Source organism: Pseudomonas sp. LTR0, assembly GCF_036630035.1.
Classification (GTDB): domain Bacteria; phylum Pseudomonadota; class Gammaproteobacteria; order Pseudomonadales; family Pseudomonadaceae; genus Aquipseudomonas; species Aquipseudomonas putida_Y.
The window spans coordinates 3,871,255-3,887,748 of sequence record NZ_CP123734.1; the positions used below are offsets into that span (position 1 = coordinate 3,871,255).

The following is a 16,494-nucleotide window of genomic DNA, read 5'->3' on the forward strand; positions in this document are numbered from 1 at the left end:
CCCGCCTTACCCATGACTCGCGCCCTGCCTTGACCTCATGGGTTGTAGCCAACGCGTTCCTCATCCGTGCCGAAATCGATCCAATGGATACGATGAACTCGGATTTCCTCACGGTCTAAAATCAGTGCAGGTTCGTATCGAGGCACAGGAGGTTGCTCATCCCACCAGCTCGGCTGATCCTCGCCCTTCTTCCTGGCCGCCCAGATCTGCGGAAAGTAGTGCTCACCGTCATCGACCGTTACCCAAAGAGAGGCGTACTCGGCTTTGTGCGTTGACTCGGTATGGTGCACACCGGATGCTTTATTGAAGAGGATCACGTTGTGTCCAGGAGCCTCATCATCACGCTTACCCAGCTGGATTGACGGGAAATAAATGCCGTCCAAGTTGAGGGTGGGATGCATCGACAGGTAGTCGGCTATCGCCTGCGTGATCAAGTAGCCGTGATCCGCCATATCTGGCATTACTGGCTTCAGCAACTGGTTTTGCAGGCTTGCTAGAAACGCGGATCGCTTCGCCTGCTCGACGCGTTGGGGGTCGAAGTAACTGAGGCGACTATCAGGACAGGTTTCGTTCAAAGCTCCCAGATTGAGCAACCGCAGCGGGCGAGTTACCTGAAATGCAGCGGTTACCACGTAGCTTCCAACGGGTGGTCGAACCTCGGCAATGGCCGTCCTGTCGTTTGTAGCACCATAAAACACGGAGACGCCTTTAGCATTCATTCGTCCTGCAGACCCTACCCCCGACGGAGGTGGGCCCAAAGAACGCTCGGGATGGAGCAATGCTTCCTCAACACTGGTATCAGAGGAGAACACTCTCGCCCGCTTAAAGGTATGCAGGGGCTGACCAGGCCCGATCATGAAGATGGCTGACTCTGAGCCTCGAAGGCGTAACTGATCGACCTTGCCAAAGACCTGCTCCAAGACACGCGTGACGACTGGATTCACGAACCGTGCTTGATCCCTAAGGCTACGCTCCATCTCCCTCCAGTCATGGGTCATGTCGATGCTCGCTGAAGCGCCCTCTTTGAAGTACGGGTCGTCATCATTCCAGCCGTCCCAAAGGACTTCACCAAGATCGTTTATCAGATCATCTGAACAGCCCAGAACACGGCGGAGAACGTCCGTCCAGTGCTCCCCGATCGGCGCCTGATTGTAGAGATAAACCGAACGCGGCTGTTCAACGAACTCAAACGAAGAAAGCGCGGCCTCCCGACACAGGTCGACGAGCCTTTCAAGCGGCACGACACCACTTTCCTTATGACAGTAACTGCACTCGTCGGCATCATCGAAATCCAAGCAGTCCTGGAGATAGCGTTCAGTAAGGCATTCTAAGCACACAACTTTCGACACACAGCCTCCCTTGGCCGTAAGCCCACATGGGGCGCCAAGCCTGCGATACTACTGGATCACGAGTTTTAAGGCTGCCCCTCATGCTACGCCGGTTGCCGACCCCGGACTTGGCGGAATCCAGTAGCACAACCTTAAGGGCAATCAGCTGACATGGCTAGACACCTCTGGCCATTTGGCCACCCTTGAAAGAAATCTTCTATCACTGCTTCAAGGGCATTCGCTTAACCATCTTGCTATTCATAGTCAGACAGGCGCCCGACTCGAAAGGCCATGTATACAAATCTGAGTACTCAAGGTATTTCGGCCAAGCCGATTACAGCAGCTCTGAGCTCTTGGCCAGATAGTTTCCTGGCATCACACCTTCAGTTCGCCCCTGAATTATAGGCCCGCGCAAAATATTGGTTAGCCAGGTGGTATTCCACAACATATGTATACCCACATATCTCGCTACCACTAATCATAGTAGGTCCTTACAATAACCATAACTTCGTATTTAACTAATAGTTATCGGAGATCCATATGGATCTGACCGGGCGCTCTGACCCGGCTTGGTAAGGCCATGGTTAAACCAACAAAACAACATTGACAACACTATTCCGTGCAACCCCTTTTACCGAATTGTAAATGACAACTTTCAGACGCCCCACCAACTCCCATTGCGCCGCCAAGCCGATATGGTATTGACCCTGCGTTACAATAAGGGGCGCTAGTAAAAGGTTGCTGCTCAAGCGGCACCCACTCAACTGGCTTCGCCCCAGAAAAAATGTCAGCGTCCGCCTTCAAAACCTTCAGTGTCGTAGCAACAGTTGAAAGTGCTTCAACTGCATTTTTTGCTCCCGAAGCTACATCCACCCCTAGCGAAATTATGTTTCCAGAATCGCCAAACTCAACACTAAACTTAGAATCCTCGAACAGACCTGGCTTATAATATATTAAGCTTGGCGTCAACTCCGGCACCTGTTTCAACTCCTCAACAAGAACAGGGATGCATGCTTCGCCATTTTGACCTCCAGCAAATCTAACTACCCCTCCATCCTTATTCAAAACCTTATCCTGAATATATTTCACAGGAACAATTTTCATCCGATAATAGAAAACACCATTACAAACACCTTCTTTACAGGCAGTTTCGCCATCCGTAATGTTTACAATTTTTCCAGAACAGGCGCTCATCATCAAGGCAAGCGGCAAAAGCGATGCACACTTAAAAGCGACAATCATAATACACCTCTCATAAGTCTTTTTAGCGAGCACTAACCATTCAAGGCCATGCAAGCAAAGCACTCACCAGGCATTTAATATTGGAGCTAGAAGGAGATAGTAAAAATTCTGCAAAGTAATTTTTCAGCACATCATCGATATTGGAACCATTCACTCCGCCCAATATTTTTTCTCCAGCAACACCAGAAAAATCCGAAGCAATCAACTGAGCACATGTAATCAAGCCCGCGTATTCATCCTGCAAATCCCTGGGTACAATCTTGAAATCAGGTATATAACCTGGAGACCCCCAGCGACTTTTGCCCGCCACTTCAACTTTACACGCGCCCTCCATATCAATTAATCTTACAGAGCTTCCGCAGACCATAATATTTGAAAACTTACAGTCGCGCCAAACCCAGCCCGTACGATTTAATGTAGAGATCTCTCGCATGAGATTACGGCAAATCAGCAACTTATGCCCAATATCGACGTGATAAAATGTCTCAAGAGTCATACCTTCCAAATATTCTGTAGCCACATAAATATGAGTACCGAGATCAATGACCCTATATACCTGAGGCACATTGCAACCTAAGCAATGCAATTTTTTTAAATTTCTTGCCTCTCGCTTTGCGAGCTTATAACCGTCTAACCCTTCACTATTAATTTCCCCATCAAGCCTGCCCTCCTTGAGAATTATCAATCTCCCAGGAATCACTGAAAGATCTAGCGCTTTGTAAACCCCGCCTTTGGCACGCTGGGACAAGGCTTCAAAGACCAATAGATCGCTTGGCAATAATTTAGTCGCGAGATGACGAGATTTATTGTTACTTTTTATTCTACGCACAAAGCCTGAGCTCTCCAACCAATCCGGAATGGCTTTACCTTTTCCTCGTTCATCGTCGACTGGGATACCCTCTGGACTAATGATTTTACTGTCGGAATCACCGTTGATCACACCATAACGAAAGAATAAATTTTGGCCCCAAACTACTTTCTCATCGAAAGCTACCGAAGGGCAGCGAAAACGATTAGTTTTCTTTCCTAGTTCTTCAGCAGCCTTAAGCATTCTGCTTTCGCTATCACAATAAAAAGTGAAAACCTTACCCGCTTGAGAAAATGCTGAACCAATGCCCGCATTAAGCAACAGCAAACTAGAAATTCGCCTCGGAAATTTCACCAGCAACTTGTACTTTTGGGCAATGCGAACTGAAATTTTAAAGATTTGATATATATTTCTTGGAGTAGCCGAAAGATGCAGCTTCCACCCCTGCGTCGGCAATCTTAAAGGCTTGGGGGAATAGAGGCGCCAAAAGTCTGCCTTCTCACACTTACCGCACATGCCATTGACCAATTCAGACCACCTAGATTCAGCATGAGACACGTCCATTGGCGCCCCCTACATCAAAATGCAGTAGTAAATGTTGTCAAAGTGGTGATCGTCGTAATTGTGAATTGTGGCTGGATCCTCCCATCGCCAGTTTGCACTAACCTGATCAACGCCAAATCATTCGGATCAGAGAAAAATTTCTGCATAAGTGTATCCCACTCCTTGGAACCAACCCCAGCTTGCTGGGCCGCCTGGGCTGCATTTTTTAGCTCCGCAGCAAACGCCGCATCTCGGGTTGCCAAGGAGAGTATTGAGCCTATGCTATCCGCCTGTATGCTCGACAGTTTTAGCTGCATATCGGGTGCTCCTTTATCAAACAAATATGAAGTTTAGCCCTCCTACAGCGCCGTCAGGACAAGAGTAAATCTTAAGCTAGACGCACAAACTAAATTCGTCCACAAAGAATGCGCACCAACAATTTGCTTATAGCAAAAAGCGATAAATATAATTTGTTAACTTCGAAAAGAAATAAATTCATCTCAGAAAATACACAGCCCTCGAGCTCTTCTCAGGATGGAAATAGCGCAACCACAAAGCGTCGCCGCCTCACGTCAAAAATCATCCACTAGTCCCTGCCCCAAGAAAAAAGTGAGCGGTACGACTGAAACGACTGACGGCAAGTTTAATAAGTTTCGAAAGCAATGCTGTCAGAGTACTCTTGGTTCGGTACAAAAGAGAGGTCGCCAAGGTTACCGGGCAGAAATTGAGAGATTGGAATGTAGAGGTACTGGAGAGCGATGAAGGCCCTGACTGAGCCCGCTCCCCCCATGCCAGCTAGACGTGTTCAATACCACTCCTCAGCTTATCCAGTGCCTGGCAGAGCTTAGCCGCCCGCCTCAACTGGCTATCCCTACGACAACGGACAGGACTCCCTATGAGCGCTAGCAAGGACTATTTTCTTCAGATGGAAGAAAAACAGTGCATGATGTGGATTCACCAGCAGTATGGGATTGACGTGTACCCTGACGAAAAAACAGAGTTATGGGACGAACTGTATGCCGAGTAGCGCTTCTCGCCTACGCCTCGCGCATCGAGCGAGCAGATTCGCTCGATCAATATCTGGAATACTTAAAGGGCGAGATGCTGCGAATCGCAGAGCTAGGCATTGATGACCAGATCGATCAGCACTACAAAGAGGGTAAGCTGATCACGCATAAGCCAGGCCGGCGCACCGACCCTATGAAGGTCGAGGCAGTGCTCCATGCCAGAGCTGCTGGAAAGACAAAGCAGCAAATCGCCGACGAGCTCGACATGCCCTGGTCGACCGTGAGCAATATTTGGAAGAAAGCCTATCAAGCCTATTAAGCCAGCACCATTTTTCCCTTTCTTCCTCCCGCTAGCTGGACGACGAAACCCTGATACACTCCTTTAACGTTAAATTGGGACGTCAGGAAGGCAGATGCAAAATTACTCGATCCCCCAATATCTGATGTCTTCGATTGCCGACGCTGTATCCTCACTCGAAACCCATGCAAGCCTGGATAGCCTTTTCCTCTACGCCAATGCACCGGGTGATCCTCCTGAGGGTAGCAAGGCCGTCAAAGCATTGGACTGGCTGAGGCGAATCAGCAAGGAGTGCGGTGCAGACGCCGCCGCTCAGAGATCGATGGTGAAGTCCGCTGAGAAGCCAGTGTGCTCCCCTGGGTAACCTCGGGCATTCGAGACTATGCGGCAGCCTGAGACGACTGTATCCACTGCATGGTGTGTGTGGCCAAAAATCCAGACGTCAGCTTGGGCGACCAAGTCGTCCCACTGGTTATAGTACGCCGCGCCAAGATGGCCTTCGTGGCTTTTGCCTGCGACCTCCTGAATTGGACAATGGTGAGTGATGACCACTGTTTTTCCTGGGAAGTCCTTCGCAAGCGCTTCAACCAGGAACGCCCGCGTTGCGATGTTCCGCGCGATCAAGTCGGCAGGACGAAGCTTACGGAAGCCCTCTCCAATCCGAATGCGCTTGAAGTCGCTCATCCATTCCCAACATATGGGCATGGCAACCTTGTAGTTTCCGGTCGAAGTGAAATCCGTCCAGGCCGTTGCGACCAGGAAGCGAGTATTGCCAATGACGATGCACTGGTTGTCGAGGACGTGCACATGCGCTTGCGCTGCCTCCTTCATCTTGACCAATGTCCGGTCGATGTGGCCTCGGTAAAATTCATGATTACCGCACACGTACAGGACAGGAAATTGAAAGATCTGGTTCGCCCAAGTCACCCCTTGGCCACGCACCGAAATGTCACCCGCAAGCACCACCAGATCGACCTCCACCTGAGGTGGCTGAAAGTCCCTGAACTCCAGATGCAAATCTGAGTAGATCAAAATCCTCATCGCTCTCTCACGCTCTAGGTGGACTGTTTGACCATCGACTCCGACGCGACGAAACGTTGCACAGCGCCAAGCGCATCAACCGAGATCCACTTCCTGCCACCCCGACCAACCAGTAAATAGAGCTCATCGTCAGCAGCTTGGAACAGGTAATTCTGAAACGCCCGCTGGTACCCAGAGAGCATCACCTGCGACATGCATGAATCCTTCGCTGCCGCTACCGTATTGCATGCAAAAACAACTCTCGGGCGCAGTCCCTCTTGCACCAATACAGCTCTTTGTTCAGCCGGTAAGAGAACGTCCAAAACCAACCATTGCCGCACAGGTTTACAGGGGTTGCTCATCCGCTGAACGACATCGAGGATGGCTTCATCGTCAGCGATCAGACCATCGACTGGCACTGCGTCCCCATACAGCACGTCAGAGAGCAATTGCTGATCAAACGCAGATTGCATTGCGGTACACCTTTGTGGCGGCCACCCGCAGCGATGAGAGCCACAGATGAAAAAATGAAATCTGAGCAGGAGAACTGACTTAGCTACCCCTGCCCCCAAGCTTTAGCGTTTTGAGGCGTTCGATTGCATCAACCAAACTGATCCCCTGGCGCCTGGATGCCTGCAAGCTTTGTCCTGCAAGCGCTAAAAACGCGACAGTGCCGATCTCGTCGAACGAAGCCCAATCAACAGCTGCACCATGGCCAGTCCTCAGGCATTCGGCAGCTGCTCGCCTGGCTTCGATGTATCCGGGCCGAGCCAACACCTCATCAACCGAGACAGAAACGCGGCCCTCTACACAACTCAGGGATTTGAGTCTGCGCAGGGACTCGGTAACCTCCTGCTCTTCAAAACTGAGTGGCCGAGCACGCCAAGGAAGCAGCCAACGCCACCTACTCATGCAGATGAGTCGCGCAAGCCTGCACCTCCTCATCGCTGTGCCATGAACAAATCACATAGCGGCTTCCGCTATAGGTGCGAACCAGGAGAAAGGAGCCGCAGCTGTGCTCTTCAGCTGCCCTGATCATTGACGTACGCACCAGTTGTCCATAGTCAAAACGGCACTTTGCATCCGCGTAGATTTTTCCCCTCAAGCAAATCCAATCGATGTCGAACACCACATCACAGAGATACCCTGTGATCATGCAGCCGAAATCCAGTTTCATAGCTTCGACTACTTCGCTTGGGAAGCTAGATGCCGAGAGCACTTGGTCATCTGATTCAGACACGACTGCTTCCTTTCCCTACCGTCATAGATCGATCCCCTCCGCTTGACACTTGAATTCGGCAGCACGCCGCACCGCTCCACGCGCCAAGGTCGGGCCACACGTGAATCTCGCGCCTGAATTGATCGCTGCTTTCGATTTAGATCTAAATTGATCGCGAGCGGTGTCGGGCGCACCTGTATGCTCGGGCTGACGGATGTATCCATCCGTCAAACATCCCATAAGGCTCATAATTAACAATATATCGATTTGAGTGAGCTTGCGCAAATCCGGCATACCATCATCTTTGCATCAGGAACGATGTCGATGGCTCTGCGCCAGGCTTTTGCCACGGTATTAAAACGCTTGAGATCGCTACGCGCGCTGCCCCAGCTCGGCTTCAGCAACTTGAGCCAATCACAGGTGAGTAGCCTGGAGTCGGGTAATTCCTCCCCTACATTGGACACCACCCAGCTGGTGGCAGATCAGCTTGAGGTCTCCACTGCAGCCCTGCTCGCTCTGACATGTGCTGCTGAAAACCACCAGACGCCCCGCGAGCTTCTTGAAGCGCTTCAAAAGGAAATCCAAGCCTTGGATTTGCTCGATGCGCGCGTTCACGAGAGTGTCCTGATACCGCATCCCAACGCGCAGCGGGCTGCACAATTGCGCAGGTCAGTACTGGAGCTGAAAGCGCAAGGCCTTGCGCCGACCGAGGTAAGCAGGCGACTGGAGATAAGCGTTTCGACCGTGAAGCGGCACTGGAAAGGGCAGCCATAGCCAAGCGGCCTGATCATTCGTTCGCATGGTCAATCAGCAGATCGAAAGCGGGGTACAAACGAACCATTAGACCCTGCCGCCCTGCCCCCCTGGGCCGAATCAGCTTCAGGGCTCTAACTTGGTGATCGCGTTCGTGGTGCCCACCTGGACATCGACTGCGATGTCCATCGAGCGCAACGCGATCCACAACGCCGCTACCCCTTCCGTATCATCCAAATGATCGACCGGTTACCCGCCTTGACGCAGCTTCGCTACCAAGCCATCGAGCGTGGCCGGCTGCTCAAGCATTTCTTTTTCAGTCGGCAACAAGTCGCTGGGCAGTTCCTGAAGGAATTTGATGACCGGCCAAACTTCAAAGTCATGAAAGGGATTCAGTCCAATGGCGTTACCCAAGGTTTCATCCACGGCAGACTCGTCTTTCGCGATGCGCACGAACGCTTCCCATGCCCGCTTCATGTCCCAACCCGAAACGAAGAGCAGCAGCGACGTAAATGCCAGCATGAAACGGCCACCTTTGGGGGTATGCACCCAGCTGTGCGATTTCACATGTGTGGAGATGGGTAAGTAGCTCGTCCCGATGAAACGCGCGAGCTGCAGAGTTTTGCGAAATTCTGTTTGCAGGATTGAGGGGTCAAACACCGACTGCGATTGAGACTGCTCAACTGACTTCGTGATCCGTTCAACGTCTTGGAAAACGTGGATTCGATTCTCAAAGAGAAGGTCGAGCAACGCTCGGTGCTGGTTGGTCAAGATCACGCGAGCAGCATGCTTGGCATCGAAAACTGGAAGAGCCATGAGCTCGGGTGTGAAATCCAGCGCCTCATCCCCCCCATCGTGAATCCACAGTCGCTGCCTCTGAAGGACGGCAATCCACCTAACGATCCGTGGGTCAAGGCTGACGACAAACTGCGACCCGACCTTCTTGTGAAAGAACCACTCCCGCATCGCGCGGATGTCTCTTTGATGAAAAATGCCTAGGCTGATGCCCTTGCAAACAAGGACGCGCACCGCCTTGGAAAGGCCATCTTTCGGATTGGAGAACTGCACCAGGTTTTCGGGCACATGGCCTGCCGGCACGTTGCCGGAGAAATCACAGAACGGATGATGGCCAGGATTACCACCGCCTGTGGTAAAGCGGAAGAACGCTTGTCGCTTGTTCTTCGCTCCAGCTGCAGTGCCCCTCACCACTTCAGCGCCTTGGCAGAAGCACGAGGGACAGGAGATGTCCTGAGCGATCGCAAGCTTCCATGCATCAGGAATGGCAACGTTTGACGGAAGCTGGGGATGCTGCGACTGATGGGCCAGGTGTGTCAGGAGTTGATCGACGTCCAGCTCCATCTCACGCGAAGCAGAGTATGCGGTCAACGGCATAGGGGGTTCCTTTAAGAAGCAGTACCCACTCGCTTCTAAAGGAGAATCTCCTCGGACTCAAGCCTTTTGGCGCACGTCAGCGGGATGATCTGACGTACGCCCTCAATGCCTGAGCTGACTATTTCACCAGGGCCAGCGGCGAGGTGGGAACCTTCAACATGAACCGTTCCCTGACTAACTCATCGGACAGCCCCGAAGCCTTCAGAATCTTCCGCCAACTGGCGTGATCGAGAAGATCCACAGCCCGCTGGACAAGGGTTGGGGTCTCCTGCGCAAGAAGCTCGTCCAGCTCTTCCCGTTTCGTGAAACCGTTGCGGCTCAGGTAGGTGAAGCCCGAGCGAGCCTGATCCTGCGTGATCAGATTCAGCGTCTGAGCGCGATAGATGATGGCCTTGAAACTGACCTTCCAACGAAGCTTCAGCTCGCCCAATGCTGTCCAGTTCAGGTATTGCCCACGCATCGTAGGAAATTCACCACCAAAGCTCGCCCTGGGCATCAATAGCGCACTGGCAAACTGGTTAGCCTGTGCCTCAGTTGTCCTACAGCCCGTCTCGATCCCCTGATGCATGACCAGGTGGCCAAGCTCATGGGCAATATCGAACCGGTGCCGGCAAGGATTGACCTTGGCCGTGTTGCGAACGATCAGAGGACGCTTGTTGAATAATGAAAATGCATCGATACGGTCATCCGCATCCGCCAGGTTTACCACCAGCACACCGGCCTTCTCAGCCAGACGGGTGACATTGGCAATGGGGCCGATGCCGATCGACAGATCCCTCCGAAAGCCCTCTGCCGCCTTTTCGATTACATCGTCACTGACAAGCGGGACTTCAAAGGGATCGAACCCCACCGGTGGGAAATCCACCTCGTGTTCCAACTCGTTGACGAGCAACTCAAAAAGCTCGACCTGAGACGCGATGCTCTTCTTGATAGTCTGGGTCGACGATCGCAGGCTACGGAAATGACACTGTTCAAGTTCCACCGAGCCACGACGCGGGCTCGACAAGAACTCTTCCGTCACTCCTAAGGCCTTGGTGAGCAATTGAATCTGCGACGGGTTTGGCACCGCATTGATTTCGAGCTTGTGCGCGTACTGCCGACTTACGCCCAGCAAATCGCCCAGCTCTGCAAGCGACAAGCCGGCTGCACACCGAGCCAACCTCAGCTTGTCAGGTGAAAATTCAGCCCCAAAAGCGAGCTGTTGTGTTCTGTCATCCATCTACGGGTTCATCATTGTCTGTGGCATTGCTATCAACATCTTTACGCTTACGCTGCACTTCAGCTTCCGGTACGTCCACAGCATCATGCTGCACAGTCGCTCTCACGGAAAGCAGAGACCGCTCCTCGTGCTTCCACAAGCAAATCACGTTGAGGTTGGCATCGAAGCCTACGATCGCAACCTCGACCTTGGGAAACTCCAGATCATTGTTGCTGGAAACATAGACTCGCCAGGTGCAGATCTCAGGCGACCTCTCAAAAAGCGAAAGCTGATGCTGCTCCAGCGGATTCGGCTTGATGCGATAAGCCTTCTTCATTTCATTCGGGTTATCGGTCACGATCTGCAGCAGCACATTGTTAATGGCCACCGTAAAATCCAGGGTGGCGTTGCGCAGCTGCAGCCAAGGCATCGACTTATCAGCCGCCAACACCTTGCACAGGCCTTGCTGTCGACCAAACAGCAGGGTGCCGCGCGTGTAGTTGGTGTCGTAGGCGCTACTGGAGTCCTCCAACGCGCTATAGGCTACGTCAGTAACCTCCTGGCAGAACCGATCCACATACTCAGGCAGCAGCCTAGGCTCGAAATGACTGGGATGTTGTGTCACATGCATCAGGCTGCCTCTCCAAAAGTCTGCAAATATTAAAAAGTGTCAACCCGAATTCTATGCAAATCTGCAGATATGTCAACCGAACCGGTGCGCGGACATTCTGGTACGCTACAGCTGCACGGAGCCGTCGCAGCCTGGCAAGAATCGGTACCATTGCGCATAAGGCGTGTTCTTAACCAACCGCCGGTTGTAATCAGGACTGCCGTCGATCCACCACACCGGGCCCCGCTCACCCAATGCCACCTTGGCAGCATCAACCCGTGCCCTTGCCTTTTTGAGCCGCAAGACTTCTTGCCCTGCCTTGGCCTGTTTCACCTCGCGCCGGGCGCTCATCAGCTCCGAAACCAGCCGCTGCCTGACATCCGGGTCGAGCCCAGGATTGCTGCAGCGCCACAGCCTGCCTTTAACCACAAAGTAGCGACCATCGGGTGTGTGGGGGGACATGTCCGTTTCCACTATTCTGATCCACCGGGGCTTTGAGCTGTAGGTTGCTCGGACTTGCACAGAGTTCAATTGGTGCGCAGAATCCCGGCAAATCTCCTCGGACTCAAACAGACCGTGTCGCTCTCTGGCATTTTCAGCTCCCGCTACCAGCGTCGCCAATTCCTCGGCGCGAGCTTCCTCGCAATCGGGGTTTCGTGTGCCATCATCATGTTGATCGCGTACTTCAAGCATGATCAGCCGATGTGGGAAGCCTTCAACAATTTCTTCATCTCGATCGTGGCCAGCGGCACGTTTGCGATCATCTCGACCTTCTGCCTTTCCTACTTCACTGATCCCAGGGTGGCTAGGTTGGAAACGCTGATCCTGCCGCAGGATGTCACCGAGAATCTGCATCGTCTGGCCAGTGGCGCGCACGACTACCGGATCTATGTCCGCACAGGTCGTCAATTTCGCGCGAAGGCACTACCTACCCTCGTCAACCATGCCCGCGAGAGCCGGCAGCCGATCCGCCTGGAGGTCGTTCTGCTGGATTTCAGGAATATTGAGGTGTGCCAGCGATATGCAGAGTTTCGCAAGTCGGGATCATTTGATGGCAAAGTCTGGAACAGGGAATACGTTGAGCAGGAAATTCTCGCAACCATCGCCACCCTCGCCCAGGCCGTGAATCTCAACCGGCCATTCATAGAGCTGGATTTGCGTTTGAGTTCCCGCCTGTCCGTGTTCCGCATCGAAGGCAATGCCCACGAGCTCATGGTGACTCGCGAAGACCCCAAAGATTACGCCTACTGCTACCACCATAAGCATCGCGATTTTTCAGGGGTATTGACCGAGTTCAACTGGGTCAAAAACGAGGCAGAGCCAATTCCAGTCCCTATAACAGGTGATGCTGCCCCCTCGGAAATCTTGACGGCAATGTTCGGTGATCAGGTGTCATCCGAACTCCGAGCGGAGGCCGTGAAAGCCATGAAATCCCCTGCCCCGTATGCCCGCTGATCTTTCAGAGCTGCTCTGCCGGGAACGTTTCACCTCATGCGATCGCGGTGACCTGCTCCGGGCACTGAAGCAGTGGATTGCAGCTTGCAACCCGACCTGCCTGATGCACCCACACGGCTTTTATGTGCTGCTGTTGAAGCGGGAAAATGGTGAGGAATGGCGGCTGCATTTGTGGCCGAGCGATCGAGGTGACGGGTATGGCATGCCCGCCCGAGTGCATACCCACGACAAGCATGTCGACAGCCGCATCCTGATTGGCACGCTGTCCAACCTGCAATACACCGTGAACGAAGTCGAAAGCGGCGGCGCGCCGCTATACGAAGCGCATTACCAAGGTGACAGGTATCAGCAACACACCAGGAACGTGCTTCGCAAGACCGCTGTCCGGGTCGACCTAACACTTGAGGAGCAATCATTGATGCTGGCCGGCGACAGCTACCGGATCGAGCGTCATACCTATCACGAAGCGGTGCCTTCCCCAGGGCTCACCACTTGCACTTTGGTCTGCATGCACTCCTCCGCGCCTGGTTCGATCAAGGTAGTGGGTTTGGATGGATATCCGGACGAGTTGAGCTTTGAGCGCAGTGAACATGAGGGGCATGTGTTCTTGCGATATTTGTAAAGCAGCTACCGTACTGTGTCGTATAGCTGCCTTTGGTGAGGCCGCCCAAACGCTTCGGAAACCAAGGTTGGTAGCAATTGTGAAAAAAAAGGGGGGGCCGATAGAGCCCCCCTTTTAGTTCATCAATGCACTTGAGTTTGTCGCTCAACAAACTCTTTTAGTGAACCCATTAGTTCCACGGCCCGATCATAGTCAACATGAGCATTCTCTAATGCTGTAACCATCATTTCACCAGCTGCCACAGGCTCGCTGCTTCCTACTTGAAAAATGGTCTGCGGCGGCGTTTGCTCTTCTTTGTTCTGCCACCTGAGCGACAATTGATGATTGTGAAGTTTAAACCAGTAGTCCCGCAAGTGGCCCGCAGAGCCTCTCAAGGCAAGTTCGGAGGAAGAATCTCTGTCTAGCTTCCATTCAACTCTTTCCACTCCTTCTTTATGTAGACCATGGGTGTCGGAAAGCTCATTTTCAGGCTTAGGCCTAAAAATATTACATACATAATCCACCGCAGCAAACCAAGCACTTCGCGGACTTGCCGTATAGGCCATATGTTTTTTGTTTTTGTATTTCGTCAGAGCATGATCAATGCTTTGCAAAGCTGACTTTATATCAGCAGCCGCCTCACTGGTGCGGTGCGCCTCATCTATGAACAGATTTCGATAGTAAGTCTTACACTCGATAAACTTATCAAACGCCTGCATATCAACTCTAATGAATGGTCGCCGCGAAGCTTTGACAGTCTCACCATGAGAAATGAGGGGCAACGTATTCTTTCGATTGTAGAGCTTTGACAGTGAAGTGAGTGGCCCACTCAACTGTACGGCACATGCGGTTCCTTTCAGAGTCTCACTTCCGAAATATTCAATGCCGCTCAAAAACTGTTGAGCTGACGGTGACAGTTTCACATCAACATCGTTGAGATCTACTATATCCGAGCCTGACGCAGCTTTCTGTGATCTCGGCACATTAACGTAACTTCCCCTCACAGTCTCTAACCAAATGTGATGGGAAACTTCCTTGAGCTGAACGTCTGCTTGAGTATGAATAGAGTATTGAACGTGTTCACGCTCTTTAGCTACAGACTCAAGCTCAGCGTTTGTATTTGCAGCTTCAGCGCTAGCGACCCGAGGTTCAGACAATACTGCCACAGGAGCAACAGTCGTTAATGTCACATGAGCTAGCTTAACCTTGTTCGAGGCTGAGTCGATGGACTCGTGCGCTGGAATAAGATCAAGCTCCCCAGGCGCATAAACCCAGTCATAACTTTCTTCAGCCTTGGGCCACCTCTTCACCATCAAACGATAGAGTGCTCTACCAAACTTACCCAGAGGATTATCTGCCAACGATGCCAACTCTTCTCTGAGTTGCTCATCGTCCTCTTTTTTCGCTTGAATGGAGCGAGTTTCATCTGGCTCAGGTGGCAATCCACGAGACTCCCGCAATGCTCTCGCAAGGTCTTCATCTGAAAAATAATTCATTACGAACCTCCTTAAGCGTTTGCGACTGGAGAAAGGTTGCGGGTGCGTGAAGCTCGATAGACATCCATGGCGCTACAGAATTCCGTTGATTTCTCAGACATGAGCTTGAAATAGCCGTCTTTATTCCAGAACCGCGCAGTCGATATGGCTGGATGGTCATCAGGCAGCGGTGACAAGCCAATTCTGGTATAGAAATCCCTCAGACGGTCGCCCCCATCTGGGTCAGAGCGAAGTACCAGATTAGTCTCTTGGTTCACTTCGATACCAGCCTGAACCGTATAATCGACAAGGGCGTGAGCAATATGCTCGATTCTCTTCAATCCCAGCGCCTTGCTATAGAATTCTCTTGGAGCATCTGAAAGGTACCAAGTGAACGCTCGCTCCTTGGTACGATCTAAGATTTTGCAAGTGAAGTCAGGCACCATTGTCAGCATGCCTATAGGAATAACACGCCCACCCTTGTGAACCACCATGCACACTGCTTTCGATTCACCACCCTTGAAATACTTCCGGCGCCACTTGCTATAAGCGGAGTGGAGGAAATAGTTCTGTCTCCACGACCACTTAACATCGGCACGAGTACGAACTTTCGGTTTAGCGCTGCCGACGGCATGAAGCTCTGCTGCTAGTGACGTTGAGGCCGACACAACCCCAGTACCAACTGCGCAGTCTAGCTTTTCGATCAAGCCCGCCGAGGCTATAGCTTCGATCTGCTCGACTGCCTCCTGGATCTCCTCATGCACAGGACTCTGTCCGACGCTGTGCTCGGCCTTATCAGTAATCACCGCAAAATTGGGCTCCTGCTTCTGTGATTGCAGGGCGGCTGCAGCCCCCTTGGTAGGCTTAGGGGCTTTGGAATAATGCTTGTTGATCAGCGGTTGAACGGTTTTCCTCCAGGTGTTGATGAGCTCCGGTGTCATATCCACGAAATGGACACCCAATAGGAGCTTCTCTCCTTTCGCATTTTCTGCTGGAAGATGTGCAACGTGATCGGCTTGACGCATTGAAGAATCGTTCCTGATCCAAATCCCTAGTAACGCTCAGTACTCATTCTGAGCGGCCCTCACACCTACGACACAGTGCGGGACTGATATGCTCTCCAGAATATCATTGTGCCACCAAGCCTCATAGCTACATGCAGCCTTGAGCCCTTAGTTTTCACCTTAGTGTGCGACTTTTCATGATTTCCGGTGCGCTCCATGCATCGTCCTAGCCTGTGAAGTGTAAGACTTTTCGCTTTCCCAGGCTGTGGGAGTGTAGGAGTTTTTGCTCTGGCAGGTGGGGAAAGTGTGGGATTTTTCACGATTGCGCCATCTGAGCGCGCGTTGTTCGAGATCGCACGCTAGGTCGGCGGAGATAGTCAGTATTCGACTGGATGTGCGTATATGTGGGATGGGTGTTTTTGAGTGGTTTGCTATTGAGTTGCTTGCCTTGGGAGGCTGGGCTTTGAGAGGCGTACCCTGGAGAAACCTTTAGTGATTACAGATCAAGATGAGCATGCGCCGACCACGCCACTGAGGGTGT

General features: G+C 52.2%; 17 protein-coding genes. 4 read left to right on the forward strand and 13 right to left on the reverse strand.

From position 1 onward, the window contains the following. Positions 1-35: 35 nt before the first annotated feature. The 4 genes from QCL51_RS17785 to QCL51_RS17800 form a co-directional block, all read right to left on the reverse strand. Complete coding sequence (locus QCL51_RS17785; RefSeq protein WP_338443870.1) at positions 36-1,295, reverse strand: RES family NAD+ phosphorylase; 1,260 nt, start codon at positions 1,293-1,295, stop codon at positions 36-38. A 645-nt stretch (positions 1,296-1,940) separates the two neighbouring features. Next, positions 1,941-2,570 carry a hypothetical protein gene (locus tag QCL51_RS17790; RefSeq protein WP_338443872.1) on the reverse strand — a complete coding sequence of 210 codons (630 nt, stop codon included), beginning with the start codon at positions 2,568-2,570 and terminating at the stop codon, positions 1,941-1,943. A gap of 40 nt (positions 2,571-2,610) precedes the next feature. Next, complete coding sequence (locus QCL51_RS17795; RefSeq protein ID WP_338443874.1) at positions 2,611-3,942, reverse strand: hypothetical protein; 1,332 nt, start codon at positions 3,940-3,942, stop codon at positions 2,611-2,613. Positions 3,943-3,956: 14 nt separating this feature from the next. Then, positions 3,957-4,238: a hypothetical protein gene (locus QCL51_RS17800; RefSeq protein ID WP_338443876.1), complete on the reverse strand. Its 282-nt coding sequence runs from the start codon at positions 4,236-4,238 to the stop codon at positions 3,957-3,959. A 685-nt stretch (positions 4,239-4,923) separates the two neighbouring features. On the opposite strand from QCL51_RS17800, the gene QCL51_RS17805 reads away from it, so the two are divergent. Next, positions 4,924-5,247 carry a helix-turn-helix domain-containing protein gene (locus QCL51_RS17805; RefSeq protein WP_338443878.1) on the forward strand — a complete coding sequence of 108 codons (324 nt, stop codon included), beginning with the start codon at positions 4,924-4,926 and terminating at the stop codon, positions 5,245-5,247. Between the two features lie 291 nt (positions 5,248-5,538). On the opposite strand, the gene QCL51_RS17810 is transcribed toward QCL51_RS17805, so the two are convergent. The 3 genes from QCL51_RS17810 to QCL51_RS17820 all read right to left on the reverse strand — a co-directional run bounded on the left by QCL51_RS17810 (position 5,539) and on the right by QCL51_RS17820 (position 7,486). Then, positions 5,539-6,267 (reverse strand): metallophosphoesterase family protein, encoded by a 729-nt coding sequence (locus tag QCL51_RS17810; protein WP_338443880.1) that lies wholly within the window; start codon positions 6,265-6,267, stop codon positions 5,539-5,541. Positions 6,268-6,281: 14 nt separating this feature from the next. Then, positions 6,282-6,719 (reverse strand): hypothetical protein, encoded by a 438-nt coding sequence (locus tag QCL51_RS17815; RefSeq protein WP_338443881.1) that lies wholly within the window; start codon positions 6,717-6,719, stop codon positions 6,282-6,284. A 431-nt stretch (positions 6,720-7,150) separates the two neighbouring features. Further along, complete coding sequence (locus tag QCL51_RS17820; protein ID WP_338443883.1) at positions 7,151-7,486, reverse strand: hypothetical protein; 336 nt, start codon at positions 7,484-7,486, stop codon at positions 7,151-7,153. A 303-nt stretch (positions 7,487-7,789) separates the two neighbouring features. Between QCL51_RS17820 and QCL51_RS17825 the strand changes: the two genes are divergently transcribed. After that, positions 7,790-8,239 carry a hypothetical protein gene (locus QCL51_RS17825; protein WP_338443885.1) on the forward strand — a complete coding sequence of 150 codons (450 nt, stop codon included), beginning with the start codon at positions 7,790-7,792 and terminating at the stop codon, positions 8,237-8,239. A 228-nt stretch (positions 8,240-8,467) separates the two neighbouring features. Here the strand turns inward: QCL51_RS17825 and QCL51_RS17830 are convergent, their stop codons facing one another. The 4 genes from QCL51_RS17830 to QCL51_RS17845 all read right to left on the reverse strand — a co-directional run bounded on the left by QCL51_RS17830 (position 8,468) and on the right by QCL51_RS17845 (position 11,880). Continuing rightward, on the reverse strand, positions 8,468-9,610 hold the full coding sequence (locus tag QCL51_RS17830) for a hypothetical protein (protein WP_338443887.1): 1,143 nt from the start codon (positions 9,608-9,610) through the stop codon (positions 8,468-8,470). A gap of 118 nt (positions 9,611-9,728) precedes the next feature. After that, a complete protein-coding gene (locus QCL51_RS17835; RefSeq protein ID WP_338443888.1) occupies positions 9,729-10,829 on the reverse strand; it encodes an XRE family transcriptional regulator in 1,101 nt (366 codons plus the stop codon). Then, positions 10,822-11,439, reverse strand: a complete 618-nt coding sequence (locus QCL51_RS17840) for a hypothetical protein (RefSeq protein ID WP_338443889.1) — start codon at positions 11,437-11,439, stop codon at positions 10,822-10,824. Before QCL51_RS17840 ends, QCL51_RS17835 begins: the two co-directional genes overlap by 8 nt. A gap of 105 nt (positions 11,440-11,544) precedes the next feature. Beyond that, positions 11,545-11,880, reverse strand: a complete 336-nt coding sequence (locus QCL51_RS17845) for a hypothetical protein (RefSeq protein WP_338443890.1) — start codon at positions 11,878-11,880, stop codon at positions 11,545-11,547. 72 nt (positions 11,881-11,952) lie between these two features. On the opposite strand from QCL51_RS17845, the gene QCL51_RS17850 reads away from it, so the two are divergent. Continuing rightward, entirely contained in the window at positions 11,953-12,873 is a 921-nt protein-coding gene (locus QCL51_RS17850; RefSeq protein ID WP_338443891.1) for a hypothetical protein, read from the forward strand. After that, the gene (locus QCL51_RS17855) at positions 12,863-13,495 is read left to right on the forward strand and encodes a hypothetical protein (protein ID WP_338443892.1); all 633 of its coding nucleotides are present in this window, start codon (positions 12,863-12,865) and stop codon (positions 13,493-13,495) included. Before QCL51_RS17850 ends, QCL51_RS17855 begins: the two co-directional genes overlap by 11 nt. 122 nt (positions 13,496-13,617) lie before the next feature. Here QCL51_RS17855 and QCL51_RS17860 read toward each other — a convergent pair whose 3' ends face one another. Together QCL51_RS17860 and QCL51_RS17865 are read right to left on the reverse strand one after the other, a co-directional pair. Beyond that, positions 13,618-14,970: a hypothetical protein gene (locus QCL51_RS17860; protein ID WP_338443893.1), complete on the reverse strand. Its 1,353-nt coding sequence runs from the start codon at positions 14,968-14,970 to the stop codon at positions 13,618-13,620. 11 nt (positions 14,971-14,981) lie between these two features. Further along, positions 14,982-15,974, reverse strand: a complete 993-nt coding sequence (locus QCL51_RS17865; RefSeq protein WP_338443895.1) for a hypothetical protein — start codon at positions 15,972-15,974, stop codon at positions 14,982-14,984. Positions 15,975-16,494 lie beyond the last annotated feature (520 nt).